Raw genomic sequence first — 21,646 nt, forward strand, 5'->3', positions numbered from 1 at the left:
AAACAACGCGAGAAATTCCTACACATTAACTCACATGAGTCTATAACTTGACGACTAATACACCAATTTATTGCGGATCTAGCCTGTACTAGTATTGTTCTGGCTCTTTTAAGATTGATTTGTTCTTGCTTTTCAAAAAAAGCGACCATGTCACGCACAGATATTTTATTAACAAGTATATCAGGAAATTGATTATAAAGATTTTTGCATACAACGGCTTGATATAGTGTGGCAGTTTTATCTCTAATCGTTGATACATATCTTTTCCATCCAATAACCAAGGCAAGCATTTAAAATCATACCTGTATTTTTTGCTTGGTTGTGCTTTTTTGGATCTATCCTTTGTTATATAGGTCTCTCAGCTCACAGACTAAAATCCTAGCATCTTTAAGTGGTAATGATGATAACACTCTCTTGCTCTTGTCATTCACCGAGTTTTTTTATTCAATCTGAAACAAATTTGAAATGCAATTGTTACTTTTTGTGATATTCTTACGCCCAAACTATCACCATCAGTTAACTCAGGCAACCCAGTGTAGGGTTTATTTAATATTGATTTTAATTTTGTATCACTTAATGCCATTTTATTTTCTACATTCTGTACACATAAGAAAATATAGTTATGTACTCAATCTGTACACATTTGCAAGTGAACAACTAAAAAAACGCTTAAATAGCTAAAAACAAAAATGAACAAAAAATTATTATATATCATTGAATTTAAATAAATAAAAGAACAATTACGAACAAAGAAGCACAATGAAAAATAATCAAGAACAGCCAAGTTTTTACTTCCACGATTATGAAACTTTTGGCATCAACCCAGCTTTAGATAGGCCTGCTCAATTTGCCGGAGTTCGGACTGATGAAAATTTTAATATTATTGAAGAACCATTGGTTATATATTGCTCACAAACTCAAGATTACTTACCAAATCCTGAAGCAGTATTAATTACAGGAATTACCCCCCAAGAGGCAAACCAAAAAGGCCTTTGTGAAGCGGAATTTACTCGTTTAATCCATCAAGCATTTAGTGTGCCCAATACATGTATTTTAGGTTATAACAATATTCGCTTTGATGATGAAGTGACACGAAATATTTTATATCGTAATTTTTACGATCCTTACGCTTACAGTTGGCAAAATGGTAATTCAAGATGGGATCTACTTGATGTAGTTCGAGCTTGTTATGCGCTAAGACCGGAAGGAATTAATTGGCCAATAAATGATGAAGGCTTACCAAGTTTTCGTTTAGAACATCTAACAAAAGCGAACAAAATTAAGCACGAACATGCACATGATGCAATGTCAGATGTTTATGCAACTATAGCAATAGCCAAATTAATAAAAGAAAAACAACCTAAGCTTTTTAACTATTTTTTTACATTACGCAATAAAAATAAAGTTGCTGAACTTATTAATACCGTCAACATGACACCTATTATTCACATATCAGGTATGCTCGGTAACTATCGTGGCAATATGTCATTAGTTTGCCCCATTGCTTGGCATCCATTACAAAATAACGCAGTGATTGTTTGTGACCTAATGGGTGATATTGATTCAATTATTGATCTACCTGTAGAAAAAATTAAAGAAAAGCTCTATACCAAAACAGAAGATCTTGAGTTTAATGAATCACGAATTCCTTTAAAATTAATTCATATTAATAAATGCCCCATTGTTGCTCCAATAAAAACATTATTATCAGAAAATAGCAAAAGATTTAATATTGATGTAGATCTTTGTTTAATCAAGCAAAAAAAATTATTCCAACATCAAAAAATACTACAAAATAAAATGGCAGAATTATTTGCAATAAATGAAAATTATTCTACTCATCCTGATGTCGATGCCCAAATATATAATGGATTTTTAAATAAACAAGATAGTTTACGTTGCGAAATAATTCGCACAACACCTGCTAATTTATTAGATACTTTATCATTAACATTTGATGACTCTCGCTTAGCTCCTCTATTTTTCAGATACAAAGCACGAAATTACCCACAAACACTAACAGAACAAGAACAAATAATCTGGCTAGATCATTGCCGTGACAAACTTAATATGTTAAAAGTACAAGATTATTTATTAACATTAGAACAACTTGCTGAAAACTATATTGAGCACCCTAAAAAACTAGCAATAATTAAACAACTTTATCATTACTGCCATTATTTAGTTGGTAATTAATTTTGACGGGCGTATGATATAGGCAAATAACTTTATGTCACTCTAACATCCGTCATAATTTAGAATTAAGATTAATAGCATTTACGTTATGAAACATTTTCTAGCTAAACACGCCACCATCAAACATAGGCTATATTCTTTATACTATACACTTTTTAGTTATGGTCGTGGATTGGTCATATTAACTCTTTGTTTATGGGTAGGTAATATTATTTCTAAAATATTACCTATAATGATTCCTGACAGTATTATTGGTTTATTGATCCTGTTTTTCTTACTTGCATTTCAGTTAATTCCCACTTGCTGGATCAAAAATAGCTGTAATCTATTCATGCGTTACATGACATTACTGTTCATTCCTGCTGCAATGGGGATTATGGATAATTATTCACTCTTATTGCAAAATTGGGTTCCGATTGTATTTGCCAGTGTTGGCGGTACTCTAATTGTGCTACTTTTTACTGCTTTTTTAACAGAACATTTCTATAAAACAGTAAATCAAGATCCAGTTGTATCACCAAAAAATGAGGATAATCAACCATGATATGGATGCTACCATTAACGCTTTGTGTTTTTCTCATTGTTCGAAAAATATCGTTTAAAATAAAAAATCCATTATTTAATCCGCTAGTAGTTACTGTTATTGTTTTAATCCCAATATTACTAATAACCAAAACAAATTACACTCAATATGCTAGTAATGTGCAAATTATTAATGACTTATTACCTTATTCTGTTGTAGCCCTTGCCTACCCTTTATATGAACTTATTCCACAAATTAAGGCTCGCTGGAAATCAATAATGATTATTACGTTCACCGCTTCACTTGCATCAATGATAACGGGAGTTTGCATTGTATTTTGGCTAGGTGGAAATAACGAAATTGCCGCATCAATATTACCAAAATCAGTCACTACAGCTATTGCAGTAACAATTGCAAGTAGCCAAGATGGCATACCATCAATAGCTGCATTATGTGTAATACTTGTTGGAACACTAGGCGGTATATTTGGGCACCAGATATTAAATTTGGTAAAAATAAAATCAGCTCCAGCAAGAGGATTATCCATTGGCGCAGTTTCGCATGCAGTCGGTACTGCTCGTTGCATTGAGATGGACTATAATGAAGGAGCATATAGTTCATTATCATTAGTTTTATGTGGTATCATAACTTCATTGACAGCTCCGTTTTTATTTCCAATAATGGTTTTTATTTTTAACTGGTTTTAGCATGAAATTTAAAAAAATTATTGCTTATATTGCTAGCTTCTGTTTTTTTTTGATGGCAGTAATTGTTAGTTTAGATTATTGGATCAGCTATAAAACAGCACCTTATATCTACCACGATGAAAATAAACTTCCCTATCGTGAGATTGGTGTTGTACTTGGTACATCTAAATATGTTCGCAATGGTGTTATTAATGGGTTTTACCAAAATCGTATTGATGGTGCTATCGAGCTTTATTTGCAAAGTAAAGTTAATTATCTTTTACTTAGTGGAGATAACGCTCTTTTGAGCTATAACGAACCAATTACTATGAAAAAAGATTTAGTAAAGGCTGGTATCCCTAGTGATTCAATTTTTTTAGATTATGCAGGTTTTAGAACCCTTGATTCAGTTGTTCGAGCTAATAAGGTATTTGATGCGAATGATTTCACCATCATCACTCAAGAGTTTCATTGTGAAAGAGCAATTTTCATTGCGCTTGCTCAAGGTATACAAGCACAATGTTTTGCTGTACCTTCCCCTAAAAGCATGAAGTTAGTTAGAATTCGCGAAATGTTTGCACGAGTTAGTGCTTTTATTGATCTTTATGTTCTAAAAAAAGAACCTAAATACCTTGGTCCTGTTATTCCAATCCTATCTAATACTCAATAGATATTCTTAATAAGAAAAATTATGTCAAAAAGTTTCAGGAAACTATGTGTTTTAGTATAAAAACAAAATAAAAAAACGATAATCTAATAAATTAGATTGCATTTTTATGCAAAAAAAAGTAATATTTAATCAATTTTAGCATCATATAAAATATCTAATTAACAATGAATATTGAATTAAACCATATTAACTGCTTTTATGGTAAACATCAGGCATTAAATGATGTTTCACTTTGCTATCCATTGGGTGAAACTATTGTATTACTAGGTCAAAGTGGAGCAGGTAAAAGTTCTTTATTAAAAGTATTTAATTTACTTGAAATTCCAACATCAGGCAACATGACTATCGCTAAAGAACATTTTGATTTTTCGAAAAAAATCAATGAATCAACAGTTAGATTATTAAGAAAACATGTTGGTATGGTTTTTCAAAATTATAATTTGTGGCCACACTTAACCGTACTAGAGAACTTGATCGAAGCACCTTGCCAAGTATTAAAATTATCAAAGAAAGAAGCAAGTGATAAAGCAATGGCTATATTAGAAAGGCTACAAATTAATGATATGGCTCATCGTTACCCTCTTCATCTTTCAGGAGGACAACAGCAACGTGTTGCAATAGCTAGGGCATTAATGATGGAGCCGCAAATCTTATTATTTGATGAACCAACAGCGGCATTAGATCCGGCTATTACTTCACAAGTTGCTGAAATTATTAATGAGTTGTCGCAGACAGGTATTACACAAATTATAGTTACGCATGAAGTTGATTTTGCTCGTAAAGTTGCTTCACAAGTAATTTACATGGAACAAGGTAAAATTATAGAGCAAGGGCAACTTGAATGTTTTGCTCATCCTAAAACTGAAAAATTTAAAGCTTATTTGTCACATTAATTAAAATAAAATTGGGTGGATATATGAAAAAAACATTACTCGCTATTTTTCTTGCAGGCACAGCCTTTTTTGCTCAAGCTACAGAGACCTTAACCATAGGCACAGAAGCAACTTATGCGCCTTTTGAATTTACTAATGAAAAAAATGAAATTGTTGGATTTGATATTGATGTGATTAATAAAATTTGTGACGAAATCAAAGCCTCTTGCAAAATTGTTAATCAATCTTTTGACGGCTTAATTCCAAGCTTAAAAACACGTCGAATCGATGCAGCAATAGCAGGAATTGATGTAACTCCTGAGCGTCAAAAACAAGTTGATTTCACTAAAATTTATTATGATGATAGTTCAATCCAATTTGTTACCTTAAAAGATACATTAACTAGCCTTGATCAATTAAAAGGTAAACGAGTTGGTATTCAAAAAGGGACAACTTATCCAAAATACCTAACTGAAAAATACCCTGATGTTAAACAAGTCAGTTACGATAGTTATCAATTTGCTTTTTTAGATTTAAAAGCGAAGCGAATTGATGCGATCGTATCAAGCTCAATTGTTGCTGGTGAATGGCTAGATAAAGAAACTGATATTGTACCACTAGCAGATAAAATCACCGATCACGAGTTTTTTGGTGAAGGTTTAGGTATAGCAGTACGTAAAGGTAATGATCAATTATTGAATCAATTTAATCAAGCTCTTGATAAACTAAAAGCAAATGGCGAATTAGACACCATTTATAAAAAATGGTTTAACAAATAGTTATTAAATAGTAAAAATCGACGTCATTATGATCTCGCCGCATACTTTCTTTGCGGCGAGTTTATTTTTTATTAAACAATGTTAATTTAACAACGGTTTTCTTATGTCAGACTTTCTAACGGATAAAATAAATTGGATTCTATCTTTGATGGATGGATATATATTGCCACTAACACAAGCAACATCAATTACATTATCATTAGCTTTAGTATCATTAGTGGTAGGCATATTTTTTGCTTTTATTTTTACGCTATTAGAATCGTCTCCAATTAAACCAGTTGCATGGTTAATGTCACTTTTTAATTTAACGATTCGCGCTTTACCTGAACTATTAATTGTTGTCGCTATTTATAACGGATTACCGTTATTACTTATATTATTAAATGATGGTTTTACCATTAACCTTTACTTTACTTCATTAACAATACAGCTAGACATTCAAGATTTTAATATTAATCCTTTTTTATGCGGTGTTTCTGCACTATCACTTTTATACGCTGTTTATGCCTCTCAAACGTTACGCGGTGCATTTAAAGCAATTTCTAACGGACAAAAACAAGCAGCTCAAGTACTTGGGTTAAGTAAATCACGCACGTTTTTTCGTATCATAATGCCACAAATGTGGCGCCACGCATTGCCGGGATTAAGTAATCAATGGCTAATTTTATTAAAAGATACAGCACTAGTATCAGCTATTGCCATTAATGATTTGATGATGCAAACAAAAGCAATTATAGCTCGAACAAACCAACCTTTTTTATGGTATTTCATTGCGATGATTATCTATTTAATCATCTCAATTTTAAGTCAAAAAGTTATATCACAAATTGAAAATCGTTCAACCTATTTTGAACAATCAACATCAGCAAAAAATTAGTAAGGTCTTATTATGTTTGATACTTTTATTTATTATCTTAAAATCATACTTCAAGGTCTGCCTAATACATTAAGCTTAGGAATTTTAGGGATTTTATCGGCAGGATTGCTAGCAATTATCTTATCTTGTTTATTGTCATTAAATTCGTATGCTTTAACTAAAGCAATTCGTACATATATTATTTTATTTACAGGTTCCCCACTACTTGTACAACTATTTTTAATCTATTATGGACCATCACAATTTAGTGGTACATTAAGCAAAGTACCCGCACTTTATGAACTTATCTCATCGCCTTGGTTTTGCGCATACTTAGCTTTAACACTTAATAGTGCAGCTTATACTACACAAATATTTTACGGTGCATTAAAATCGTTACCTCAAGGACAATGGCAAGCTTGCGAAGCACTCGGTATGGATAAAAAACAAACATTAAAAGTTATTTTACCTTATGCATTAAAAAGGGCTCTTTCAACTTACTCTAATGAGGTTGTCTTTGTTATAAAAGGCACGGCATTAGCATCGATGATTCCCGTAATGGACATTATGGGATATAGCAACCAATTAAATAGTGATTATTATGATTTTTCTATTTTTATTGTTGCAGGCTTAGTTTACCTCTTGATAAATGGTTTACTTAGCACCATTATGAGGATTATAGAGAAAAAATCCCTCAAATTCGAAAACTAATATGAGCCAATTTGATTCAGCATCCTTTTTAAAAACAGTCCCACATAAGCCGGGAATTTATCAAATGTTTAATGATAAACAGACGATTATTTATGTGGGAAAGGCTAAAGATCTTAATAATCGCTTAAAAAGTTACTTTAATAATAGTAAAAAAACGCTAAAAACGGATATGCTTGTTAGTCATATCCATCATATTGAATTTACAATTACCAATACCGAAACCGAAGCCTTACTGCTTGAACAGACTTATATAAAAAAGTATCAACCCAGATACAATGTACTGTTAAAAGATGACAAAAGTTACCCATTTATAAAGTTAAGCAAAGAACAACATCCGCAATTGTCTCTTTATCGTGGTGCAGTCAATCGAAAAAAAGATGAGTTTTTTGGGCCTTATCCTAGTGGATATGCAGTAAAGCAAATATTAGCTTTATTACAAAAAACGTTTCCAATAAGGCAGTGCTTAAATTCAACCTATCGCAATCGAACACGCCCTTGTCTACAATACCAAATTAAACGTTGCCTAGGCCCTTGTGTGCCAGGTTTAGTTAGTGATGAAGATTACCTTGAACAAGTTAACTATGTTAGATTATTTTTATCTGGTCAATCAGATCAAATACTACAAAAAATAACTGAAGATATGCAAAAAGCTAGTAGTGAGCTTAACTTTGAAAAAGCAGCGGTTTTGCGTGATCAACTTCAAGCAATAAAACACATTAATGAAAAACAAGCAATATACAACAATAATGATAATCTTGATGTTATTGGATTCCATTATGAATTAGGATTAGCTTGTATCTATGTACTGTTTATTCGTAACGGACAAACTTTTGGTCATCGATCATACTTTCCTAAAGTACCATCAAATACAGAACTAGAAGAAGTTATCGAAACCTTTTTAGGACAGTTTTATTTACAAGGTAATCAAAATAGAAATATCCCTAAAAAGATTCTACTTAACTTCTCATTGTCTGATAAACAACCATTGGAAGAAACTCTATCGCTTATTGCTGAACATCAAGTTAAATTAGTTGATGAACCTAAAGGTGATAACCTAAAATTACTCAATATTGCAACCGTGAATGCTCAAACAGAAGTCAAAAATAAACTACTAGCAAATTCTACAATTAAACAACGTTATGAGGGATTAAAAGATTTTTTAAAAATTGACAAAATTAATAGAATGGAATGTTTTGATATCAGCCACTTTATGGGTAAAAACACTATTGCATCTTGTGTTGTGTTTGATGATAAAGGGCCAGTGAAATCCGAATTTCGTCGTTATAATATTACCGGCATTACACCTGGCGATGATTATGCGGCAATGGAACAAGTCTTAACGCGCCGTTACAGTAAAAAAGATCTACCCGACGAAAAAGTTCCTGATATTATTTTTATCGACGGTGGTAAAGGACAACTTAACCAAGCACTAAAGGTATTTGAACAACTAGAGGTAAATTGGAACAAAAATCATCCCATACTAATTGGTGTTGCTAAAGGTGCTGATCGTAAAGAAGGATTAGAAACTCTCTTTTTTGAAGCTCATGGTACAGGACATTATCTTGATGATCACTCCCCTGCACTATTACTCATTCAACAAATTCGTAATGCATCGCATGATCACGCTATTGTTGGGCAACGCAAAAAAGGGACAAAACAACTTACTGATAGTGCCCTAGAACATATTGAAGGCATTGGAGCGAAAAGACGTCAAGCACTACTGAAACATTTTGGTGGATTAAGAGAGTTAAAAAATGCTAGTATTGACGAGATAGCCCAAGTACAAGGTATATCCAAACCACTAGCAGAAAAAATTTATCTAAATTTAAAGCAATAACACATTGAAAAAATAACATATTTCAGGCAACATAAACGCCAAGAAAATATTGTTTTTAATAATTAGTAATACATTGATTAATAAAGCAAAAAAAGAGCTTATGTCACATGAAAATTAATTTCCCAACAACCTTAACACTATTTCGAGTCGTTTTAATCCCCTTTTTTGTGTTGGCATTTTATTTATTTCCTCATGGATGGTCTGGTTTTTTTTCTGCATTGATTTTTTTAATTGCTGCCGTGACTGATGTATTAGATGGTTATCTTGCTCGTCGTTTAGGACAAACCACTAAATTTGGTGCGTTTTTAGATCCCGTCGCTGACAAAATTATGGTAACCATTGCATTAGTTTTAATTACACAATATTACCAAGCATGGTGGATCTCAATCCCGGCAATTATTATTGTTTCACGCGAAATAATCATATCAGCGCTGCGTGAATGGATGGCCGAAATCGGCAAACGTAACAGTGTTGCTGTTTCATCAATTGGCAAAATCAAAACGATTGTCCAAATGACAGCGCTAACTTGGCTTCTTTGGCGACCTTGTGATATGGTCATTTACGCAGGTCTTGCAGCATTATTTATTGCAACAGTATTAACGCTATTATCAATGTTACAATATTTATGGATAGCACATAGCGATTTATTAGAAGGAGAATAACTTTTGGTTAATATTTCCATCTTACTTCTTTTTATATAAGTAGGTTTGTTCAAAAATTTCGTATAAACAAAATTACTCACCCCCCTTCAAAATCAACCAATAACTTCTATTTAAATTGTCAATCAGTCAAACATTAAGCAATTGAACGATTTATTTAAAATTTTTATTGACTCAAACCATAAGATCGGTAAAATGCACAGCATTCAAAATGAATTACTATTTAGTAATCAATTTTGAGCCCGGGTGGTGAAATCGGTAGACACAAGGGATTTAAAATCCCTCGGCCTTTTTGGCCGTGCGAGTTCAAGTCTCGCCCCGGGCACCACTTCTTACCTATGCGGGAATAGCTCAGTTGGTAGAGCACGACCTTGCCAAGGTCGGGGTCGCGAGTTCGAACCTCGTTTCCCGCTCCAAATTTTTAATTTAACAAATTTTCTTAATTTTTATACTTAAACGTATAGTTTTCCTGAAAATTTTTAACAAAACTTAAGATAATAGCAATATTATAAAGCTCCCACTCTAGCACAAATTTAATTTAGCTCATAAAATGAACTGGATTGATGCTGTTCCTTACATTCCTCGTTATGGGAGCCTAAAGTCAGAGTAAGGTAGATCACAAAGGAAAAAGCAAGCATGCTCATCCAGAACCTAAAATCACAATGAATAAAAAATGTTTTTTGCGCTATCAACGGGTGTGCGGATGAGTGAGATATTTACCCTAACGTGGCACAATGCTGATCTTGTTAATCGTGTAGCAACTGTTACTAACGAAAACGCAAAATCAGGAAAAGCAAGAGCTTTATTACTAAATCATGACGCAATGGAGTTAATACGCAAATTAAGATTTAGATATAATTGTGAATATGTATTCACTCGTTCAACTAAAAAACGAGTTTATAATATCGACAGACGGGATTTTAAACAAGACTGTCAATTATCAGGAATAGATAATTTTTATTTTCATGATTTACGCCATACTTGGGCAAGCTGGCACGTTCAAGCAGGTACACCGCTCTATACGCTCACTTGAACGCTGATCACATGCTTGAGTTTGCAAACAATGTCACATTTACGGCACAAGGCTCATTAAATGGCACGATGAAAAATCTAAGAAATGCTTAAAAAGCTTATATAAATCATGGTTTTAAATGGTGGCCCCTACTGGACTTGAACCAGTGACCAATCGATTATGAGTCGACTGCTCTGACCAACTGAGCTAAGGGGCCATTTGGATGTGCTACTTAGTTAGTAGGTTTGTGATTATAATAGAGTTAAATCCAATTTGCTACAATTAATTAATAAAATAGATTGGTTTGATTATTTATTAATCTGTGCTTTGTTAGATTTTGTGTGAACTCAATTACTGATATTCTTTGTTTAACTAAACTGATACAATAATTTAAGCTATTATTCGTTGTTATATTGGATGAGGGAATTTTATGTTTACCAAAAAATCACTAGTGATTGGTGTTGCGATATCAGCAACTTTACTTTTAAGTGCATGTAGTAACTCTAATCATCAACTTACTTCTGCCGGTAGTCATGTTCAATTCATAGATACTAAACCTGCTGCTTCTTGTCAATTATTGGGTAAAGCAGAAGGACGCCGTAGTAGTTTCTTTTCTGGCCTTAAAACACATAGCGAACTTATTCGTGATGCTGCAACAGAATTGATGAATAAGGCGGCTACGATGGGTGGCAATGTGATTTATAATGCACAAGATACATCTATGCAGTACATTTCAGATATTGCACCAACAGATGCGGTTATGGTTGGTGAGGTTTATAGCTGTAAATAATGCTGATTAAATGAAAAAGGGAGGTTTTTCTCCCCTTTTTGCTGATACTAATGACTTGTAATATTTTGAGTTAATTTAGTGATTTTGTTTTTCAAATCGCTGCATAAAATCAATTAAATAATTAACGCCTTCTTGATCCATGGCATTATAGATAGATGCACGCATTCCACCTGCAATTCGGTGACCTTTGATGCCGATAATGTTAGCTTGAGTTGCTTCGCTTACAAATTTTTTATCCAACTCTTCATTTGGTGATAAGAAGGTAACATTCATAATTGACCGATTAGCTGCTACAACATTATTTCGATAAAAATCAGATTGGTCGATGAATTGATATAGTAATTGTGCTTTAGCTTGATTTCGTTGCTGCATTGCTTTTAATCCACCAAGGCTTTTTATCCATTTAAATACTAGCCCCGACAAATACCATGCAAATGTAGGTGGAGTGTTAAACATTGAATCGTTGTCCATTAAGATTTTGTAATCTAGTACTGATGGTAAGATTTTTTGTGCATAGCCAATTAGGTCTTCACGCACAATAACTATAGTGATACCTGATGGACCAATATTTTTTTGGGCGCCCGCATAAATTATGCCATATCGATTTATGTCAATAGGTTGTGATAATATGCATGAAGATAAGTCGGCAACAACAGTTTTGTTGTTAAAATTAGGCTCTTCGAAGATTTGAACACCGTCGATTGTTTCGTTTGGACAATAGTGTACATAGGCAGCATTATCATTTAATTGCCATTCTGACATAGGTTTAACAGCCGTTAGTCCGTTTTGTTTGATAACAACATTTTGTTCATTCACTTGGCAATATTTGCTGGCTTCTTTGATTGCGCATTGGCTCCAATAACCACTATTAATATAGTCGGCACTGATTTTATTCCCTAAAATATTTAATGGAACTGCAGCAAATTGTGCTCTGGCACCGCCTTGGCAATAGAGAATTTTGTAATTGTTAGGAATGTTTAAGATTTCTCGTAGGTCGTTGGTGGCCTCAATAGCACAGGCGTCAAAATCTTTACCTCTATGGCTTAATTCCATGACTGATGCGCCAGTATTATGCCAATTTAATAATTCAGTTTGAACTTGTTTTAATACTTCAGCAGGCAATTTTGCTGGACCGGCACTAAAATTATAACTTTTACTCATTATGATTAACTTTAATCCATTCAAAAAGAACTCTATTTTTACACTGTATGAACAGATATACAATCAGATTTTTTGTCAAAAAGTTTCAGGTAAATGTGCGTTTAAGTATAAAATACCGGCTAATGCCGGTATAATTGTTATTAGATTAATATAGATGTTTATGAAAGTTGTTGCTTGGCAACTTCAATCGCTGATTTTACCTGTAGTGGTGAAACTCCACCTTTGGCACAACGTTTAGCTAGGCATGATTCTAACGATAATATTGGATAAACATCATTATCAATAACTGGGCTAAATTTTTGTAGTTCTTCAAGCGAGAGTTCTTCGAGTGCTTTTTGCTTTGCAATAGCATCAACAACTGCTTCGCCAACAATGTGGTGAGCTTCACGAAACGGTATGCCTTTGGCAACTAAATAATCAGCCAGTTCAGTTGCATTAGAATAACCTTGTTTGGCAGCTTCTTGGCAATTTGTGTAGTTAATCTTAATATCCTCTAGTACTAGTGTGGCCATATCTAAGCATTCTTGCCAAGTATCAAGTGCGTCAAATAGGTGCTCTTTGTCTTCTTGTAAATCTTTATTATAAGCAAGCGGTAAACCTTTGAAGGTCATTAAGGCACCCGTTAATGCACCCGCAACCCGCCCTACTTTGCCACGAATCAGTTCTAATGCATCTGGATTCTTTTTTTGTGGCATGAGTGAAGATCCTGAAGTCACTCGATCTGATAGTTCAACAAAATTGGCCTCTCCACTATTAAAAATAATAAGATCTTCAGCAAAACGCGATAGGTGTACCATACCTATTGAGGCATTATTTAATAGTTCAAGAATGTGATCTCGATCAGACACCGAGTCCAAACTATTATTAGTTGCTTGAGCAAACCCTAACCAATGGGCTAATTGTTCACGATCCATTGGATAGGCAGTTCCTGCTAATGCGCCTGAGCCTAATGGACTAACATCTAAACGTTGTAATGTATCTTCTAAACGGCTGACATCACGACTTAGCATTTCAAAATAAGCCAAGCACCAATGCGCAAATGTAATTGGTTGTGCTCGTTGCAAGTGGGTGTAACCAGGCATAATGGCTTTTTGGTGCTGTTCAGCGGTTGTAATTAGTAATTGGCGTAAGTGATTTATCGCATTAATTAAATGAGGAATTTGGTCTTTACACCATAATTTTAAGTCGGTTGTTGATTGGTCATTACGGCTTCGTCCTGTGTGTAATTTTTTACCTAAGTCGCCAATTTTTTCAATCAGTTTTTGTTCAACCCAACTGTGTATGTCTTCGGCATCACTTTGTAAAATTTGGTTAGGATCTTGTTTAACCAATAACAATAATTCATTTAAGGCTTTTTCTATTTTTTTTTGTTCATCATAAGATATAACGTTAACCGTCACCAATGCTTTTGACCAAGCAATTGAACCAATGATATCTTGCTCTGCAAGACGATAGTCAAAGCGTAATGAATCATTAAAATGCTTAAATCGTTGATCTGCTTCTTGGCTAAAACGCCCACCCCATAATGCCATAATTACCTCAATATTATCTTAAATGAATGTTATCTTAATGATTAGCTGTACAATTTCAATTCTCGTTTTGTATATTTATTTTTATAATAAAATTAAATTTAATCAAGAATAAAAATAATATATACAGGGCATTGCCTGTATATATTATTATCGCTATTTTATTTGCAAATTGGCGTTTACTTTTTTGCTTTTTTGGCTGTTTGTTTTTGCTGTTCCTCATTTAAAGCACGTATACGTGATGATAATGAGAATAGACGAATAAATCCTCCTGCATGGCTATGATCATAAACTTCATCTTCACCAAATGTAGCAAATTCTTCGTTATATAGGCTATTTGGTGATTTCTTTTGCACGGCAGTTGCATTACCTTTATAAAGTTTAACCACTACTTCACCCGTCATGTCTTGTGCCAAGACTTCAGCCGCAGCTTGAATTGATCGACGATATGGTGCAAACCAGCGCCCATCGTAAACAACATAAGCCATTTCAATACCTAGTTGTTCACGCCATTTAAAGCTATCACGGTCTAATATTAATTGTTCTAAACCACGTAATGCTGTCATCATTATTGTGCCGCCAGGTGTTTCATAACAACCACGCGATTTGATACCGACTAAGCGATTTTCAATAATATCAACTCGACCAACACCATGTTTTGCACCAATTTTATTTAATGTTGCAACACAGTTATATGGTGATAGTTTTTTCCCATTGACTGAAACCACTTCACCTTTTTCAATACCAATGGTCACTAATTCTGGTTGGTTTGGAGCATCTTCAGGCGAAACAGTCCAAGCCCAGCAATCTGTATTAGCTTGGTTCCATGTGCTTTCAAGTACACCACCTTCAGTGGAGATATGCCATGCGTTTTCGTCACGGCTGTAAATTTTTTCAACAGTTGCAGTTGTTGGGATTTTACGGACTTTTAAATAATCAATTAAAGCTTCGCGTGAACGCAAATCCCATTCACGCCAAGGAGCAATCACTTTAAGTTGTGGTGCAAGTGCAGTATAGGTTGTTTCAAAACGCACTTGGTCATTACCTTTACCAGTTGCTCCGTGACAGAGTGTATCAGCCCCGACTTCTAACGCATATTCAACTTGCGCTTTTGCAATAATTGGACGAGCCATTGAAGTACCAAGATAATAAGTTCCTTCGTATAAGGCCCCTGTTTTTAAGACCGGATATACATAATCTTTAACAAATTCTTCTCTTAAATCAACAACTTTACAAGCAACTGCACCCGATGCTTTAGCCTTTTTTTCTACATCTTTTAGTTCTTTTGGATCTTGACCTACATTAGCAACAAAGGCATAAACTTCACATCCACCATAATTTTCTTTCAACCAAGGAATAATGGCTGATGTATCCAAGCCACCCGAATAAGCCAACACAACCTTTTTTGTTCCACTTTTTTTCATGTTATACCCTTTCTAAATTAACTGACGATAAAAATGAGTTAAAGACATTTTTTTATTAATTGTTAGATATAGATAACTAGCTTAATATAATAGCTGCTCAATATCTAAGCAATGATTCTTGTGCCTGTAGTGCCTGATTGCCCGTTAAATAATTCGATGAGTTGGTGGGATTCTTTCCAACTAGCAATATCAATTGGTCGCCCTAAGGCCTTGGCGGCTTCGAAAGCTGAATTCACTTTAACGACCATACCATCTGTAATAACACCTTTAGCAATCAGTTGATCCGCTTGCGATTGAGTTAATGATTCAATGCGTTGTTTGTTTTCGTCAAGTACGCCAACTACATCAGACAATAATATTAAATCTGCATTTAAGGTCTTAGCTAGTGCTACCGCTGCGTGATCGGCATTAACATTCATCATTTGTCCCGCTTGAGTAATACCAATCGAACTAATAATGGGAAGGTAACCCGAATTAATAAGTAGATTTATTAATGCAGGATCGCCTGCTTTGGCTTCACCAACATAACCTAAATCTTCTGAAATTTGTTTAACTTCTACACTATTACCATCAGCTAAACAGAGTCCTACACTTGCTATTTGCTGTTTTTTTGCTTCTGACAATAAAGTAGTATTGGCACTACCAGCAAGGCTGCCAACAATCACGTCAATTTGATCTGCTGGAGTTACACGTAATCCATTGCGACGAACTACAGGTAAAGAAAGCCTATCCATTAATGAATCCACTACCGTACCACCACCATGAACAATAATTAATGATCGTTGAAAATTTTTTTTGTACTCACTAATAACGTCAAATAATTTACTTAAGGCATCTTTATTGTCGAGCAATACGCCCCCAAGTTTTATAATTAATGGTTTCATTTTAGTTTCCTATTAATTTAACCTACTTTTAATTCATTAAATATTTTGTACAGAGTGTAAAAATAATTCACTCATTTTTATAATAGTGATGTGGTTTCATCAAAATTATATCGAATGTTCATGCACTGCACAGCTTGTGCTGCTGCGCCTTTTAATAAGTTATCTTCAACAGAAATTAATATTAAATGACGATTTTTTAATACAAATCCAATATCACAATAAGGCAAACCAATAACAGATTTTAATCCTGGCCAATCTTTTTGATAAACTCTAATCAAAGGTTTATTTTGGTAATATTTATTTAAAGCTTTGAGGATATCTTGTGATGTTACACCTTCTTTTACTCGACAAGTAATTGTGACGTGGATACCTTGTTTAAAACTGCCTAAATGAGGTGTAAAGATCACTTCTTGACCTAAATGTGTTGCAATTTCGGGTTGGTGTCGATGAGTAAAAAGTCCATAAGCATGTAAACTTACTTCACAAAATATATTATTATGCGAAGGTTTTCGCCCTGCTCCACTCACCCCACTTACAGCATTAATAACAGGCCATTGTGAATTATCTAATAGCCCCTCCTCGATTAATGGTTTTAGTGGTAATTGTGATGCTGTAGGGTAACATCCTGGTACAGCAATAAGTTGTGCCTGTTTAATTTGTTCACTATTCCACTCTGCTAAGCCATAAACTGCTTTATCTAACCATTTTTGATGCTGATGGGTAAAACCATAATAATCGGTATAAAAAGAAGCTGAGTTAACTCTAAACGCACCCGACAAATCAAAAACTGTACAACCATGTTCTAAAAAATAAGGAGCTATATTGTGGCTGACAGCATGTTCAGTAGCTAAAAAAACAATATCAAGATCATTGATATAAGTAGAATAATCAGCAGTGGCAATAAGTGGTAAATCAACAACACCTTTTAACTGAGAGTGTAAATCATAATCAGAAATAAGTTTACCACCGTCTTGGCTGTTTTCTGACACAGTTAAAGCAATAAGTTGTATATGCGGATGTTTGTGTAAATAATAAGCTAATTTTGCCCCTGCATAACCACTTGCACCAACAATAATTGCTTTTAACATATCTATCCTTATCTATTTTTTATGCAATAATGGATATATAATAGGCTATTTATAAAACTAGCACAAGTATAAAATGAATTTTTATTCACTTTTTTTGAATTTAATTTCATTAATTTTTTTGCAGACTTTTAATATTTCAACGTATTATGTTTAGGAAAATGCCGAGTTGTTTACACTTCATGGTTAAAATAATCCTCTAAAAACTAATAAGGTGTTTTTCCAAAAATCGCTTTATGTGGTTTAACGGCATTATAAAAATTAATTGTATGAATTTCTCACGTTATTTACAGTAATTTCTTAAATTATCCCTACATCTTAATTCTGCATCCATATTCTCATATATTTTAATTGGTTTAAGGGGGATTAATTCTTTGTGGTTTACTTCACATTCAGAATTTTTATTTGAAAGAATAATAATTTGTCCCAATGGTAATTTCAAATCAAGAAGTGCATATGGTACAACAGGAGCTAAAGAATAAAACTCTCTATCTCTGTTATCTGGAGGAAACTCATAATAAACAACTTTTTTATTATAAACATACACGATTGTGTCAGAATGTTCCTGATATATTCCAAAATCAGTATTGGTATCAGAATACTGAACTTTTTTGACATCAATACCTTGATCACGCATAAACTTTAAATAATATCCGCTGATATTGCCACTTATTAACCATACTTCATCCCATTTAAAATCAGTATAATCAGTTAACTTGATAGTTTTAATAGAATTTTCTTCAATATCATTTAATATTTTTTCTAATGGTGCTTTATTACAAGTTGTCAAAACTAAACAAATAATTAATAACAAAATGATTTTTTTCATTTTTTGATTTTCCTTTTACCTTAAAACTGTATTTACTGTTTTATAACTCTAATTTTTTCCTAAAATATTATTTATTTTAAAACACCAAATATAAATTGATGTTTAATTAGTAGAAAAAATTTTACTTTACTAGGATCTGATTATAATTAATTCATATTAAATCATTAACTACATAATTTGCATAATTTAATGTCAATATAGTTAAAATTAACTTGCATAATTATCATAATATGTCAGAATTCCCTGCCGCTTTAAGCGGGTAAAAAGGCAAAACTATACTTAGTAGTTTTTTATTGTTTTTTGGGACAGAGGAGCAAAGTAAGTCATGTCCGCAATAAAAATGAAACGAGTTTTAACCACACCTGCATTAATTGCATTTGGTTTAGCTTATATGGTTCCTTTAGGGATCTTTACCACTTATGGGGAAGTCACCGTTGCCAGTAATGGACACTTACCTATAGCTTATATCATCACCCTTTCCATGATTTTTTTCACTGCATTAAGCTATTGTCGTATGGCAAATAAGCTACCTATTGCTGGTTCAGCTTATTCTTATGTACAACGTACTTTTGGTGGGAAAGTTGGTTTTTTGGTGGGGTGGGCGCAAATCCTTGATTACCTATTTTTGCCAATATTAAATTATTTGGTTTTAGGTATTTATCTTAATGAAGCATTTCCAAGCATTCCTGCTTATGTTTTTGTATTGGGTTCGCTTATTAGTGTTAGCTTTTTAAATTACCTTGGTATAAAACTGATTAATTCAGTAAACTTTACCTTAATCATTGTACAAATGGTTTTTATCGGGTTATTTATATTTTTGAGTTTAACTAATGTTGATTTAACTCCTGAAGCAATGATGAAACCATTGCAAGTTAATACTAGCGATTTTAGTGGTTTAATGTCAGGTGCAGCAATATTGTGTCTTGCTTTTTTGGGGTTTGATGCCATTGCAACCCTAGCCGAAGAATCTAATGATGCACAAAAATCATTACCTAAAGCCATTATATTGACTGTGCTAATTGCGGGTTGTATCTTTTTAGTGGTTTCTTATTGTGCGCACTTAGCTTACCCAATGTGGACTGATTTTGCTGATAATAAAGATACTGCAAGTTTAGAAGTGGTTCGTCAAGTTGGTAAAATTAGCCAATTAGGCGGTGATTTTATGTATAATTTCTTCCAAGCAGCCTACTTAACGGGAGTTTTTGCATCAGCAATGACTGCGCAAACCAGTGTATCACGAATTTTCTATGCAATGGGACGTGAAGGAGTATTACCTAGACAGATCTTTTATAAAATTCACCCACGCTTTAGAACACCCTACTTATCGATTATTTTTGTTGCCTGTTTTTCATTGCTATCATTAGTATTAGATCTTAGTTTAGTGGTTTCAATGATCAGCTTTGGCGCATTAGTGGCTTTTACTTTTGTCAACTTATGTGTGATTAAAAGCTACCTTGGTGGTAATAATGCAAAAACAGCATCAACGTTATTTAAGTATGGACTATTACCTGCAATTGGCGTTTTACTTTCATTGTGGTTATGGACAAGCCTCGATGCGACAGCGATGATTGTTGGTTTAGTTTGGTTAGCAATTGGGTTTATTTATTTGCTTTATCTTACTCGAGGATTTACTCAATTATTACCGTCAATTGATCATAAAGAGCTCAATTCGATTATTAAAGATTAATTTAATCTTTTTAAATTAGGTCTACTTAAAAGTATCTAGTTACGCCTTTTAAAAAACAACTCCGTCGACCTAAGTCGACGGAATCAAATAAAAAAACAATTATTAGCTAAGCTAATGTTGTAATTACTCACCAAAACCAGTAGCAAACAATTCACGAATTTCGTCCATTGCAGCTTGTTCGTCTTCACCATCACAGATGATTTCAACAGTTGAACCACCTTTAACACCAGCACCAAGTAAACCCATCATACTTTTTAATTTAATTGCTTTATCATTATAAACAAGCTCGATTGAAGATTTATAACGGCCTGCTAATTTAACTAATGCTGTAACAGGGCGAGCATGAAGACCAGTTGAATTTTTTACTACCATTTGTTCTTTTAACATAATAAAGTCCTTATTTATATCTTAACATTAATACAATGCCTGTATTTATATCACAAATTAAATCATTTTTCTCTTTTTTAGTTATAATTTTTATACAATTTTTTTAATTACTGGCGTTTTAGACAAGTTATGTCCAATAATATCGTACAATATGAAAAAAAACGGGTGCAGAAAAACAGATAGAGTCTAAACGATCAAGCATACCACCATGCCCTCCAATAAGTTTACCCCAATCTTTGATACCTTTATCTCGTTTTATTGCTGACATGACCAGTCCGCCCAAAAATCCAAGTAGAGTAATCATCAGCGAAATCAAACCCGATTGAATAAAAGTAAAAGGTGTTATCCAAAATAAACAAGCACCAATCAAACTTGCCGATAACACTCCACCAATAAAACCTTCAATGGTTTTTGATGGTGATAAATTTGGGCTAATAGGATGTTTACCGAATAATTTACCAAAAACATATTGTAAAACATCTGAAAGTTCAACAACCAAGACTAAAAAAGCAATCAAAAGTAAATTACGATCTTGATAATGTTCAATGTTTAATGCTGATAATGCTGGCACGCAAGAGATACTATAAACAGTAATCATTAATCCCCATTGTACTTCAGCCGTTCTTTCTAGAAAATTATGGGTTGAGCCTGTGATTGCTGCTAAAATAGCTAATAACAAAAAACCATAAACAGGAATAAAAATACTAAATAGCCCATACCATGACACAGCCACTAAAATATATTGTAAAGGTAAAACAATAAAATAAGAAAATATTAAAGCATAATTGTCATAATCATTAGCCGAAGTTAAAGTAAGAAATTCTCGCAAGGCGATAGCGGATGCTAGGAAAAATAGAAAAATAACTGCCAATTTACCTAATAAAAATGCAATACCAATAATTACTACCATTACCCACCATGAATTAATGCGAGTATTTAAATTATCAATGACACTATTCGGGCTTTTTATGCGTTTTTTTAGTTGTAAGCCTATTATTGATGCAATAATGAGTAATATACCTATCCCCATAAACAATAATAAAGTATCACGTTGATAATCAGACATTGT

General features: G+C 33.3%; 21 protein-coding genes and 3 tRNA genes. 15 read left to right on the forward strand and 9 right to left on the reverse strand.

What is annotated here, in order from left to right; genetic code table 11:
• The first annotated feature begins 759 nt into the window (after positions 1-759).
• From sbcB to GA0061080_RS12755, 13 genes are all read left to right on the forward strand, one after another.
• Positions 760-2,196 (forward strand): exodeoxyribonuclease I, encoded by a 1,437-nt coding sequence (gene sbcB / locus GA0061080_RS03060; RefSeq protein ID WP_091120842.1) that lies wholly within the window; start codon positions 760-762, stop codon positions 2,194-2,196.
• An 88-nt stretch (positions 2,197-2,284) separates the two neighbouring features.
• On the forward strand, positions 2,285-2,740 hold the full coding sequence (locus tag GA0061080_RS03065) for a CidA/LrgA family protein (protein ID WP_091120845.1): 456 nt from the start codon (positions 2,285-2,287) through the stop codon (positions 2,738-2,740).
• On the forward strand, positions 2,737-3,426 hold the full coding sequence (locus tag GA0061080_RS03070) for a CidB/LrgB family autolysis modulator (protein ID WP_091120848.1): 690 nt from the start codon (positions 2,737-2,739) through the stop codon (positions 3,424-3,426). Before GA0061080_RS03065 ends, GA0061080_RS03070 begins: the two co-directional genes overlap by 4 nt.
• Before the next feature lie 52 nt (positions 3,427-3,478).
• Positions 3,479-4,075: an ElyC/SanA/YdcF family protein gene (locus tag GA0061080_RS03075; RefSeq protein ID WP_091121001.1), complete on the forward strand. Its 597-nt coding sequence runs from the start codon at positions 3,479-3,481 to the stop codon at positions 4,073-4,075.
• A 164-nt stretch (positions 4,076-4,239) separates the two neighbouring features.
• Positions 4,240-4,968 (forward strand): arginine ABC transporter ATP-binding protein ArtP, encoded by a 729-nt coding sequence (gene artP / locus GA0061080_RS03080; protein ID WP_091120852.1) that lies wholly within the window; start codon positions 4,240-4,242, stop codon positions 4,966-4,968.
• Positions 4,969-4,991: 23 nt separating this feature from the next.
• Complete coding sequence (locus GA0061080_RS03085) at positions 4,992-5,726, forward strand: transporter substrate-binding domain-containing protein (RefSeq protein ID WP_091120855.1); 735 nt, start codon at positions 4,992-4,994, stop codon at positions 5,724-5,726.
• A 148-nt stretch (positions 5,727-5,874) separates the two neighbouring features.
• The gene (artQ, locus tag GA0061080_RS03090) at positions 5,875-6,603 is read left to right on the forward strand and encodes an arginine ABC transporter permease ArtQ (protein WP_091120859.1); all 729 of its coding nucleotides are present in this window, start codon (positions 5,875-5,877) and stop codon (positions 6,601-6,603) included.
• A gap of 12 nt (positions 6,604-6,615) precedes the next feature.
• Positions 6,616-7,293: an arginine ABC transporter permease ArtM gene (gene artM / locus GA0061080_RS03095; RefSeq protein ID WP_091120863.1), complete on the forward strand. Its 678-nt coding sequence runs from the start codon at positions 6,616-6,618 to the stop codon at positions 7,291-7,293.
• Between the two features lies 1 nt (position 7,294).
• A complete protein-coding gene (uvrC, locus tag GA0061080_RS03100; RefSeq protein WP_091120865.1) occupies positions 7,295-9,130 on the forward strand; it encodes an excinuclease ABC subunit UvrC in 1,836 nt (611 codons plus the stop codon).
• Between the two features lie 107 nt (positions 9,131-9,237).
• Positions 9,238-9,792 carry a CDP-diacylglycerol--glycerol-3-phosphate 3-phosphatidyltransferase gene (gene pgsA, locus GA0061080_RS03105; RefSeq protein WP_091120866.1) on the forward strand — a complete coding sequence of 185 codons (555 nt, stop codon included), beginning with the start codon at positions 9,238-9,240 and terminating at the stop codon, positions 9,790-9,792.
• 237 nt (positions 9,793-10,029) lie between these two features.
• Positions 10,030-10,117: transfer RNA gene (locus tag GA0061080_RS03110), tRNA-Leu, on the forward strand.
• Between the two features lie 12 nt (positions 10,118-10,129).
• A tRNA-Gly gene (locus GA0061080_RS03115) sits at positions 10,130-10,205 on the forward strand.
• A 257-nt stretch (positions 10,206-10,462) separates the two neighbouring features.
• The gene (locus GA0061080_RS12755; RefSeq protein ID WP_280642371.1) at positions 10,463-10,822 is read left to right on the forward strand and encodes a site-specific integrase; all 360 of its coding nucleotides are present in this window, start codon (positions 10,463-10,465) and stop codon (positions 10,820-10,822) included.
• 119 nt (positions 10,823-10,941) lie between these two features.
• Here the strand turns inward: GA0061080_RS12755 and GA0061080_RS03125 are convergent.
• Positions 10,942-11,018, reverse strand: a tRNA-Ile gene (locus GA0061080_RS03125).
• Between the two features lie 213 nt (positions 11,019-11,231).
• On the opposite strand from GA0061080_RS03125, the gene GA0061080_RS03130 reads away from it, so the two are divergent.
• The gene (locus tag GA0061080_RS03130) at positions 11,232-11,591 is read left to right on the forward strand and encodes a DUF4156 domain-containing protein (RefSeq protein WP_091120870.1); all 360 of its coding nucleotides are present in this window, start codon (positions 11,232-11,234) and stop codon (positions 11,589-11,591) included.
• Between the two features lie 75 nt (positions 11,592-11,666).
• Here the strand turns inward: GA0061080_RS03130 and serC are convergent, their stop codons facing one another.
• The 6 genes from serC to GA0061080_RS03160 all read right to left on the reverse strand — a co-directional run bounded on the left by serC (position 11,667) and on the right by GA0061080_RS03160 (position 18,503).
• Positions 11,667-12,752, reverse strand: a complete 1,086-nt coding sequence (serC, locus tag GA0061080_RS03135; RefSeq protein ID WP_091120873.1) for a 3-phosphoserine/phosphohydroxythreonine transaminase — start codon at positions 12,750-12,752, stop codon at positions 11,667-11,669.
• Between the two features lie 158 nt (positions 12,753-12,910).
• Positions 12,911-14,284, reverse strand: a complete 1,374-nt coding sequence (argH, locus tag GA0061080_RS03140; RefSeq protein WP_091120877.1) for an argininosuccinate lyase — start codon at positions 14,282-14,284, stop codon at positions 12,911-12,913.
• 176 nt (positions 14,285-14,460) lie between these two features.
• Complete coding sequence (locus GA0061080_RS03145) at positions 14,461-15,705, reverse strand: argininosuccinate synthase (RefSeq protein ID WP_034912769.1); 1,245 nt, start codon at positions 15,703-15,705, stop codon at positions 14,461-14,463.
• A 104-nt stretch (positions 15,706-15,809) separates the two neighbouring features.
• Positions 15,810-16,589 (reverse strand): acetylglutamate kinase, encoded by a 780-nt coding sequence (gene argB / locus GA0061080_RS03150; RefSeq protein WP_091120881.1) that lies wholly within the window; start codon positions 16,587-16,589, stop codon positions 15,810-15,812.
• Positions 16,590-16,666: 77 nt separating this feature from the next.
• Positions 16,667-17,677 carry an N-acetyl-gamma-glutamyl-phosphate reductase gene (argC, locus tag GA0061080_RS03155; protein WP_091120885.1) on the reverse strand — a complete coding sequence of 337 codons (1,011 nt, stop codon included), beginning with the start codon at positions 17,675-17,677 and terminating at the stop codon, positions 16,667-16,669.
• Positions 17,678-17,957: 280 nt separating this feature from the next.
• Positions 17,958-18,503: a hypothetical protein gene (locus tag GA0061080_RS03160; protein ID WP_091120889.1), complete on the reverse strand. Its 546-nt coding sequence runs from the start codon at positions 18,501-18,503 to the stop codon at positions 17,958-17,960.
• Between the two features lie 325 nt (positions 18,504-18,828).
• Between GA0061080_RS03160 and GA0061080_RS03165 the strand changes: the two genes are divergently transcribed.
• Positions 18,829-20,190, forward strand: coding sequence for an APC family permease (locus GA0061080_RS03165; RefSeq protein WP_091120892.1), 1,362 nt, complete (start codon positions 18,829-18,831; stop codon positions 20,188-20,190).
• Between the two features lie 123 nt (positions 20,191-20,313).
• Here the strand turns inward: GA0061080_RS03165 and GA0061080_RS03170 are convergent, their stop codons facing one another.
• Both GA0061080_RS03170 and GA0061080_RS03175 read right to left on the reverse strand, forming a co-directional pair.
• Positions 20,314-20,577, reverse strand: a complete 264-nt coding sequence (locus tag GA0061080_RS03170; RefSeq protein ID WP_065558280.1) for an HPr family phosphocarrier protein — start codon at positions 20,575-20,577, stop codon at positions 20,314-20,316.
• 127 nt (positions 20,578-20,704) lie between these two features.
• Positions 20,705-21,643 (reverse strand): phosphatidate cytidylyltransferase, encoded by a 939-nt coding sequence (locus GA0061080_RS03175; RefSeq protein ID WP_091120896.1) that lies wholly within the window; start codon positions 21,641-21,643, stop codon positions 20,705-20,707.
• Positions 21,644-21,646: the final 3 nt, after the last annotated feature.

The organism is Gilliamella intestini, from assembly GCF_900094935.1.
GTDB lineage: Bacteria > Pseudomonadota > Gammaproteobacteria > Enterobacterales > Orbaceae > Gilliamella > Gilliamella intestini.